8 protein-coding genes are annotated in these 9,059 nt (G+C 33.3%); all 8 read left to right on the forward strand.

Annotated features, from left to right (window positions below; translation table 11 throughout):
• The coding region (gene ligA / locus J7M77_RS15220) for an NAD-dependent DNA ligase LigA (protein ID WP_296880102.1) at positions 1-1,713 on the forward strand (1,713 nt) is incomplete at its 5' end.
• A gap of 46 nt (positions 1,714-1,759) precedes the next feature.
• Entirely contained in the window at positions 1,760-2,857 is a 1,098-nt protein-coding gene (locus tag J7M77_RS15225; RefSeq protein WP_296880104.1) for a CamS family sex pheromone protein, read from the forward strand.
• A 10-nt stretch (positions 2,858-2,867) separates the two neighbouring features.
• Complete coding sequence (gatC, locus tag J7M77_RS15230) at positions 2,868-3,158, forward strand: Asp-tRNA(Asn)/Glu-tRNA(Gln) amidotransferase subunit GatC (protein ID WP_296880106.1); 291 nt, start codon at positions 2,868-2,870, stop codon at positions 3,156-3,158.
• Positions 3,158-4,606 (forward strand): Asp-tRNA(Asn)/Glu-tRNA(Gln) amidotransferase subunit GatA, encoded by a 1,449-nt coding sequence (gene gatA / locus J7M77_RS15235; RefSeq protein ID WP_296880107.1) that lies wholly within the window; start codon positions 3,158-3,160, stop codon positions 4,604-4,606. Before gatC ends, gatA begins: the two co-directional genes overlap by 1 nt.
• Positions 4,607-4,613: 7 nt before the next feature.
• Positions 4,614-6,047: an Asp-tRNA(Asn)/Glu-tRNA(Gln) amidotransferase subunit GatB gene (gene gatB, locus J7M77_RS15240; protein ID WP_296880109.1), complete on the forward strand. Its 1,434-nt coding sequence runs from the start codon at positions 4,614-4,616 to the stop codon at positions 6,045-6,047.
• A 48-nt stretch (positions 6,048-6,095) separates the two neighbouring features.
• The gene (locus J7M77_RS15245) at positions 6,096-6,812 is read left to right on the forward strand and encodes a hypothetical protein (RefSeq protein WP_296880111.1); all 717 of its coding nucleotides are present in this window, start codon (positions 6,096-6,098) and stop codon (positions 6,810-6,812) included.
• A 38-nt stretch (positions 6,813-6,850) separates the two neighbouring features.
• On the forward strand, positions 6,851-8,206 hold the full coding sequence (gene rlmD / locus J7M77_RS15250; RefSeq protein ID WP_296880113.1) for a 23S rRNA (uracil(1939)-C(5))-methyltransferase RlmD: 1,356 nt from the start codon (positions 6,851-6,853) through the stop codon (positions 8,204-8,206).
• A gap of 281 nt (positions 8,207-8,487) precedes the next feature.
• Positions 8,488-9,059, forward strand: a 572-nt coding sequence (locus J7M77_RS15255) for a MerR family transcriptional regulator (protein WP_296880115.1), incomplete at its 3' end; no start/stop codon positions are given.

The following is a 9,059-nucleotide window of genomic DNA, read 5'->3' on the forward strand; positions in this document are numbered from 1 at the left end:
GTTAGACAAATGCAAGAAACATTAGATGATCCTACTTTTGTCGTTGAATATAAGATCGACGGCTTATCAATGGCATTAAGGTATGAATTTGGCCGTTTGAATTTAGCGGTTACTCGAGGTGATGGGGTTATCCAAGGTGAAGATGTAACAGCCAATGCTAAAGTAATCAAAGATGTCAAAAAGAAACTTAAAGATCCCATTGAATATTTAGAAGTTCGTGGGGAAGTCTATATGACAAATGATGCTTTTGAAAAAGTTAATGAAATGCAGGAAATCAATGGTAAAAAACTATTTGCTAATCCTCGTAACTGTGCTGCGGGAACATTAAGACAGTTAGATAGTGCGATTACTAAAGAAAGAAATCTATCAATGTTTGTTTTTAATATCCAGGATGTACGGGGAAAAGAGTTTACAAGCCATAGTCAAGGCTATGAATATTTAAAAAGCCAGGGAATTAAGATAATTGAAGATTATCGTATTTGTAAAACAGATGATGAAGTTTGGCAGGCAATTGAAGCAATTGGCAATAATCGTGAAAATTTAGCTTATGATATTGATGGAGCAGTCGTTAAGATCGATAGTTTTGCTGATCGCCGTAAATTAGGGGCTACTTCAAAAGTACCACGCTGGGCGATTGCTTATAAATATCCTCCAGAAGAAAAAGAAACGAAGCTATTAGATATTGAATTATCAGTAGGAAGAACAGGAAGAATTACGCCAACGGCGATTTTTGAACCGGTTCGTTTATGTGGAACAACAGTTTCTAGAGCAACCTTACATAATCAGGATTTTATCGATGATCTTGATGTTAGAATTGGTGATACGATCGTAGTTTATAAATCTGGCGAAATTATTCCTAAAGTAAAGCGTGTAGTTAAAGAAAAACGTCCTGAAAATACGGTTCCTTATCAAATTGGAAATACTTGTCCAGTATGCGGAGCACCGGCGATTCGTTACGAGGATAATGCGGATATTAAATGTACTAATGATAGTTGTCCAAGTCGTTTGGTTAAAAATATCATTAATTTTGTTGGTCGGGATGCGATGGATATTAAAGGTTTTGGTTTAGCTTATGTGGAAACTTTGATCGATCACGGTTATATTAAAGATATTAGTGATATCTACAGTTTGTCAGCTAAACGACAGGAATTATTGGATAAAAAGATCATTGGCTTAGTTAAAAGTACTGATAACTTGCTTAATGCGATTGAAGGCAGCAAGAATAATGATGCAACTAGATTGTTAACTAGTTTTGGAATTAGTAATGTTGGTAAGGCAGCCGCTAAAAGTTTAATGAAGAAATTTAAAAGTATTGATAATTTAATGCAGGCCAGTTATGCTAGTTTAGTTGAAGTGAATGATATTGGTGATGTAAGTGCGATGGCAATCATTGATTATTTTAAAGATCCATATCATCAGGAAATCATCAAACGATTAAAAGAATATGGTGTTAATATGAACATCATTGAAGATGAAGATAGTGATGAACGGTTTGATGGAATGACTTTTGTAGTAACCGGAACATTACCTAGTTTATCACGAAAAGAAGCAGCTTCACTAATTGAAAAACATGGCGGGAAGGTAGCTGGTTCGGTTTCCAAAAAGACAACTTATTTAGTTGCCGGGGAAAATGCTGGAAGTAAATTAACTAAGGCCCAAAATTTGGGAATTGATGTAATTAATGAAGAAACGCTATTAGAAATGGTGAAGTAACAAAAATAATGTTATAATGCGTTTTGTAAAGGAGGAAACTGTCAAAGTGAAAAAATTAATATCGTTATTAATATTAGTTTTATTGTTATCGGGATGTAGTGATGCTAAAGAAACAGTTGAAACACAAACAGCCAATGATGTATCATCGACCGACAGTTTAGATGATAATTTTTATCGAATTGTGAAGTTAGATGTTTATGAAAATCGGGAAAATTATTATACTTCATTTGGAAATACTAGTGATTTTCAAACGATTGGTCGGGAATTACAGGCTCTTTCAACTGAATATTTTTCAACTAGTGATTATTATTTATCAGAAGGACAAATTCTTGGCTATTCCCAGATTCAAGAATTAACTAGAAGATCTGACGATCCTGATAAATATCCTTATACGATTCAATCGCAAAAAGGAACTTCAATTGGTGGGGTAAATGATCCAGTTATGGTTTCGACAGTTTATGAACAAGATTATTATCAAAAATCAGGAGATGATTATAGTCTAGAGGGAATGGCACTAGCAATCGTCATTGATCCACGAGAAGCTGATGCCAGTACTCGTTTAAAAACTAATATGGATGAATCATTGATTGTTGATTTTGGTCGGGAATCAGTATCTAAGTTATATGCTTATATTGAACATTTAAGTAAAGAGGATGATTATAAAGATTTAAAAGATATCCCTATTTTTATTACAGTATATTATGCTACTAATACAAATGAAAGTGATATTGATGGCCGTTATATTTTAAAAAGCTATTGTAATGGCAGTGTTGGTGAAATTGAAAGTTTAGATTACCATACTTATTTATTTACTAGCAGTAATGCTTCTACGTATGATGAACAAACTGCATCACAATTTGAAATTTTCAAAAGTAATATGAAAAAAGCTGGAGTTGAAGCAGTTGGGGTTGTTGGTTATGGTAAATACCAGGATGGTGAACTTCAATCATTGAAAATAAATGTTAATACGAATGTAAAAACATATACAGAATTACTTTATTTGGTAGAAACTGCAGCCGATGAAGCTAATTCACAATTTGGTAATGATTATCCAATCACGATTCTAGTTTATTCACAAGATCAGCTAGAAGCAATTATCATTAAAGATAAAGGTGAAGATGCTAAGAGTCATCTATTGAATTAGGAGGGATTTTATGGAAGATAAAGAAACAATGTTGAAACAGCTTGGTTTAAAGACTATGTTTAATATTAGTGATGAAGAAATGCCAGAATTAGTTGAAGAATATGACATTTTTATGAATCACGTTGCTGTATTGGAAAAAATTGATACTGATGGTATAGAACCACTTGCATATCCGTATGAAATTGAAACGACTTTTTTACGTGAAGATGAGGCAAATGATGTTATTAGTCGTGAAGAAATTTTAAAGAATGCTAAAAGCGTTGAAGATAATCAAATTAAAGTTCCAAAGGTGGTGAAATAATGAAAGTATTATCGATTGAACAGTTACATCAAATGATGGTCAATAAAGAAATTGATATTAATGAGTATTATCGTGAATTATTTGATGAAGTAAAAGTACAGCAGGAGCGTCTTAATGCTTTTGTTACCATTACTGATGATGTTGCTTTTAAAAATATTGAAAATTTAGATGTTAAAGAAGATGAAATGTTGAAAGGAATTCCCGGGGTATTTAAAGATAACTACAATACTAAAGGAATTAAAACAACAGCTTCTAGTAAAATGTTAGAAGATTATGTACCGGTATATAATGCTACTGTTGTGGAAAAATTATATCAGGCAGGTGTTAGTTTGATTGGAAAATCAAGCATGGATGAACTAGCAATGGGGGGTACCAATAAATCTGCTTTAACTGGACCAGTATATAATCCTTGGGATTCATCAAGAATTGCGGGGGGATCATCTGGTGGTAGTGCTGCTTTAGTTGGCAGCGGTGTCGTTCCTTTTGCTTTAGGTAGTGATACTGGTGATTCAATTCGTAAACCAGCCGGTTTTTGTGGTGTAGTTGGCTTTAAACCAACTTGGGGGAGAATTTCTCGTTTTGGAGTAATTCCTTATGCTTCTAGTTTAGATCACATGGGAGCTTTTACTAGAAATGTTCGGGATATGGCAATTGTAACTGAAGCAATGGCTGGTCGTGATGATCGTGATATGACATCAAGCTATCGTCCTGTTCCTCATTATTTACAAGATTTAACTAGTGATATTAAAGGAATGAAAATTGCCGTTTTAACAACCGTCAGCAATGAAATTAGAAATCCTGATATTAAAGCCAATTTTGAACATGTAATTTCGGTATTTAAAGATTTAGGTGCTAAAGTTGGGGAAGTAACCATTCCTTTATATTTAGCTAAAGCAATTTTACCAACTTATACAATTATTGCTAATAGTGAAGCGACTAGTAACCATTCTTGCTTAGATGGAATTAAATATGGTGATCGCCAAGGTGGCGCTTCTACCGATGAGGTAATGATCAATTCCCGTACTGATGGTTTTGGAGCCCATATTAAACGTCGTTTTATTTTAGGTAACTTAGCTTTAGCTACAGAAAATCAAGAAAGAATGTTTAGAAAAGCACAGCGGGTAAGAAGATTGATCGTTGAAGAAATCAACAAGATCTTTAGTGAATATGATATTATTTTAACACCTAACAGTGGTAGTGTGGCACCAAAATTAGATGAAGCTAACGATGATCGTCTTTCTGATGAATATATTATTTTAGAAAATCACTTAGCTTTAGGAAACTTTGCGGGAACACCTAGTATTTCGATTCCTAGCGGTTTTAGTGATAAAATGCCAATTGCCGTTAACTTAATGGGTCGCGTTTTTGAAGAACAAACAGTTTTAAATTGTGCTTATGCCTTAGAACAGGCATTAGGTTTTGCCAATCAATATTCAAGAAAGGGGTAGAGAGAAGATGAATTTTGAAACAGTAATCGGGTTAGAGGTTCATTGCGAGCTAAAAACAAAATCAAAAATGTTTTCTGGGGCCCCAGTAACGTTTGGTCAAGCACCAAATACTAATGTTAATATTGTCGATATGGGGATGACTGGAGCAATGCCAGTTTTAAATAAAGCTGGGGTTGAATATGCCATTAGAGTATGTAGTGCTTTAAATATGGAAATTGATGAATTGGTTTGTTTCGATCGAAAAAACTATTATTATTCGGATTTACCAAAAGGTTTCCAAATTACTCAGGATCGTCATCCAATTGGTCGTAATGGAACAATGAATATTGAAGTTGATGGTCGTAAACAAGTAATTGAAATCGAACGTTTACACATGGAAGAAGATACTGCTAAACAGTTACATTTTGATGATTATTCTTTGATTGATTACAATCGAGCTGGAATTCCTTTGATTGAAATCGTCACTAAGCCAACAATTCGTAGTGGTGCAGCTGCAGCTGCTTATTTAGAAAAACTAAGACAAATCTTGTTATTTACTGATGTTAGTGATGCCAAAATGGAAGAAGGTTCAATGCGCTGTGATGTTAATGTTTCTATTCGTCCTTTTGGCAGTGACAAATTTGGTACAAGAACTGAAATTAAAAACTTAAATTCAATTTCAAATGTTCAAAAAGCAATTGAATATGAAGTGGCTAGACAAGAAAAAGTTTTAATTAGCGGTGGTGAAGTATTACAAGAAACTCGTCGCTACGATGAAGATAAAAAAGAAACAGTGGTCATGCGAGCTAAAGGAGATGCGGTCGATTATAAATATTATCCAGAACCAAATATTTTACCAATTCGTCTAGATCATAAATGGGTAGAAGAAATTATCGCTAATATCCCAGAAATGCCAGAATCAAGGGTGAAACGGTATATTAATGATTATTCAATTCCTAAAACTGATGCTTTGATTTTAGTCCAGACTAAAGAAATTTCGGATTTCTTTGAAGCAGTCGTAAAAGATACGAAATATTATAAAATTGCTTGTAACTGGATGTTAGGGGAAGTTCAGGCTTATTTGAATAAAAATAATTTAACGATCCAAGATACTAAATTAACTCCTGAATATTTAGCTAAAATGATTAACTTTATCCAGGATGGTACGATTTCTAGTAAACAAGGGAAAAAAGTTTTTGAACTGTTAATGAAACAAGGAAAAGATCCGGAAATTATTATTGAAGAAAATCACATGAAACAAATTTCTTCACCAGAAGAATTAACAGTTATTATTAATGAAGTTTTGGATGCTAATGAACAGTCAATTGAAGATTATCGTAATGGTAAAGATCGCGCTGTTGGTTTCTTAGTTGGACAAATTATGAAAAAGACTGGAGGACAAGCTAATCCAGCTGTTACTAATAAATTATTGGTTACTTTATTAAAACAAAGAATTTCGTAATGTACAAATATCAATATATTTGGTACAATTATCAAAGGAGGTATAAATATGTCTCAAAAAAGATTTAGCTTTGATGATGATGATTTTCAAAATACAATCGAAGCACCTAAAAATGAGGTGTTTGGTGATGATGATTTTTTTAAAGATGATTTCTTTGTCGATGATAAAGTAGATAGTGAACAAAAAGCAATGAAAAAAGGTAAAAAAAGTAAAAAAGGTAAATTTAAGTTGAAGAAATGGCAGATTGCCTTAATTGTATTTCTATTATTAATTATTGGATTTATTGTTTATGTATTTGTCGCTGGGGATAATGATGGGCCTGTTTATGGTGATCGTTGTGCTTCATTGATTGCAATTGATGAAAGTAAATTCGATGCGGTTGAAGATACGATTGAAGCTGATGGAAATATCAATAGTGCTAACATTGAAGTAGATTGTCGAATCATCAAGATTTCGATTAATTATATTGATAATACTAATTCAGATACTGCAATCCAGCTAGCAACCAATGCTTTGCATACGTTAGATGATGCTTTAGGGGAAACTAAAGAAGAAGGCAGTGTTTATAGTAATTTATTGGGTACTGCCAATGGTCGCGGTCAATATAATGTTGAATTTGTTTTAACAAGTAATGGTGATACTAATTTCCCAATTTTTGGTACTAAACAGCCAACTAGTGATGAAATTAGTTTTACTGGTGCTAATCCGGTTGATCAGGCAGCGACTGATCGGGCAACAAGTACTTTAAATCAATCAGGTCAATAGACGAGCATGGCTCGTCTTTTTTAAAGAGGAGAAGATTAATGAAGAAAAATGATTATTTTTATGGTGAATGTGTTGATTTAACTTATGATGGTCAAGGGATCGTTAAAGTTGATAATTTTACTTATTTTGTTAAAGGAATGTTAGTTGGTGAAACGGGAAAGTTAAAAGTTATCAAAGTTTTAAAAAATTATGCAATTGCACGGTTAATTGAATTAGATCATGTTTCTAAACATCGAATTGAACCTAAATGTTCGGTTTTTAAAGCTTGTGGAGGCTGTCAATTGCAGCATATTGATAAACGGGGACAACAGTTATTTAAAACTAAGCGCGTTCAAGACTGTTTAGAAAGAATCGGTAATTGCCATGTTTTGGTTAATGAATGTTTGATGATGGATGATCCCTGGTATTATCGAAATAAAGTTCAAATGCCAATTGGAATTAAAAATGGTCATTTAGTTACGGGATTTTATAAACAAAAATCGAATGAAATTATTCCTTGTAATCAATGTGCAATCCAAAATCAATTATCTAATCAAATCACCAATCGGGTTCGTGAATTGATGGAAGAATTACATATTGAACCGTATGATAAAATGGCTCATCATGGTAATATCAAACATATTTTAACTAAATTTGGTTATCATACTAATGAAATAATGTTAGTATTGATCAGCTATCAAGATAAAATAAATCAAATTGAAAAGTTAGTTAAGATCATTACTAAAGAATTTCCAATGATCAAAACGGTTATTCAAAATATCAATCATCGTAAAGATAATGTAATTTTAGGTGATCAGGAAATAATTCATTATGGCAAAGGTTATATTTATGATGCATTATTGGATAATAAATATAAAATTTCATTAAAATCTTTTTATCAAATCAATCCAATTCAAGTTGAAAAACTGTACCAAAAAGCAATCGATTTTGCCAACTTATCAAGTGAGGATGTAGTTTTAGATGCCTATTGTGGGATTGGAACAATTACACTTTCATTAGCTAAATATGTAAAAAAGGTATATGGGGTTGAAATTGTTGAAGAAGCAATCAAAGATGCCAATAATAATGCTTTATTAAATAAAATTGATAATGTTGAATTTAAATGTGATGATGCGGGTAAATATATGGTTGAATTAGTGGAAAAAGGACAGCATTTAGATGTCGTCTTTGTCGATCCGCCACGTAAAGGCTGCTCAACTGAATTTTTAGATTATTTAGTTAAAGCTAATCCTAAAAAAATCGTTTATATTTCTTGTGATGTAGCAACTCAAGCAAGAGATATTAAATATCTTCAGGAATATGATTATCAGGCTATAAGCTGTCAGCCGGTTGATATGTTTCCACATACTACCCACGTCGAGACCATAGTATTGATGTCACGGATTGAAAAATAAGGGACTGAAAAAGTGCAGGAAACAAGGGATTTCCGGGAGTTTGGACTGTTTGGACAGCGGTTCTGGCTCCCAGATTTTTTATGCCTGCTTACTCTGTGGAAACATATCGAGGGAAAAAAACGGGCGGAGGGTTGAGTATACAGGATTGATAAGTCAGAAAAAACTTGCAATTCTTTTTATATTCGATTAATATGCTGCTATCTTGAAATTAAGCATGAAAAGTGCCGTTGACTTTTCCCCTGGGGTAAAGTTTATACTGGTACCAGAAGGAGGTCTGTTATATGTTGACGATTGGGGAATTTTCGAGTATATGCCGAGTGTCTACAAAAACGCTTCGATATTACGCAGAAATAGGATTGATACTTCCAGAAGAAATCAATCCGGAAAATGGTTATCGATATTATTCTATTAAACAGTTGGAGACGATGCAGTTTATTAATCGGCTGAAAGCATATCATTTTTCGTTGGAAGAAATTAAGGCAGTTCTTGAATCGGAGGAGGTAATGGATGACAAACTATATGCGGCCCTTAATAAAAAGAAAAAAGAGATTTCAATGCAAGTGATGATGTATAGAAATACATTGGAACAGATAGATGCTGATATGTCTGCCTTAAGAAAGGGAAAGTCGATTATGTCGTATATGGAAAATATTGGTATAGAATTGGTGGAGGTGCCAAAGATGTATCTTCTGTCCATCCGAAAGATGATTCAGGAACAGGATTTCCCTGATGAGGATGGGTATTGTTTTGGGAAACTGTTTAAAAAAATGAAGGAAAAGAGCCTTACAGAATCTGCTCCGCCAATGGTTTTGTTCCATAGCGATGAATATAGTCCATTTGGACTGGATACAGA

Source organism: Thomasclavelia sp. (genome assembly GCF_017889095.1).
Taxonomy (GTDB): Bacteria; Bacillota_I; Bacilli_A; order Erysipelotrichales; family Coprobacillaceae; genus Thomasclavelia.

What these genes read in the sequence shown, in the direction of transcription:
- J7M77_RS15245 (WP_296880111.1), top strand. Translation starts at nt 6,096, where the DNA reads ATGTCTCAAAAAAGATTTAGCTTTGATGATGATGATTTTCAAAATACA.
- rlmD (WP_296880113.1), top strand. Translation starts at nt 6,851, where the DNA reads ATGAAGAAAAATGATTATTTTTATGGTGAATGTGTTGATTTAACTTAT.
- gatB (WP_296880109.1), top strand. Translation starts at nt 4,614, where the DNA reads ATGAATTTTGAAACAGTAATCGGGTTAGAGGTTCATTGCGAGCTAAAA.
- gatC (WP_296880106.1), top strand. Translation starts at nt 2,868, where the DNA reads ATGGAAGATAAAGAAACAATGTTGAAACAGCTTGGTTTAAAGACTATG.
- gatA (WP_296880107.1), top strand. Translation starts at nt 3,158, where the DNA reads ATGAAAGTATTATCGATTGAACAGTTACATCAAATGATGGTCAATAAA.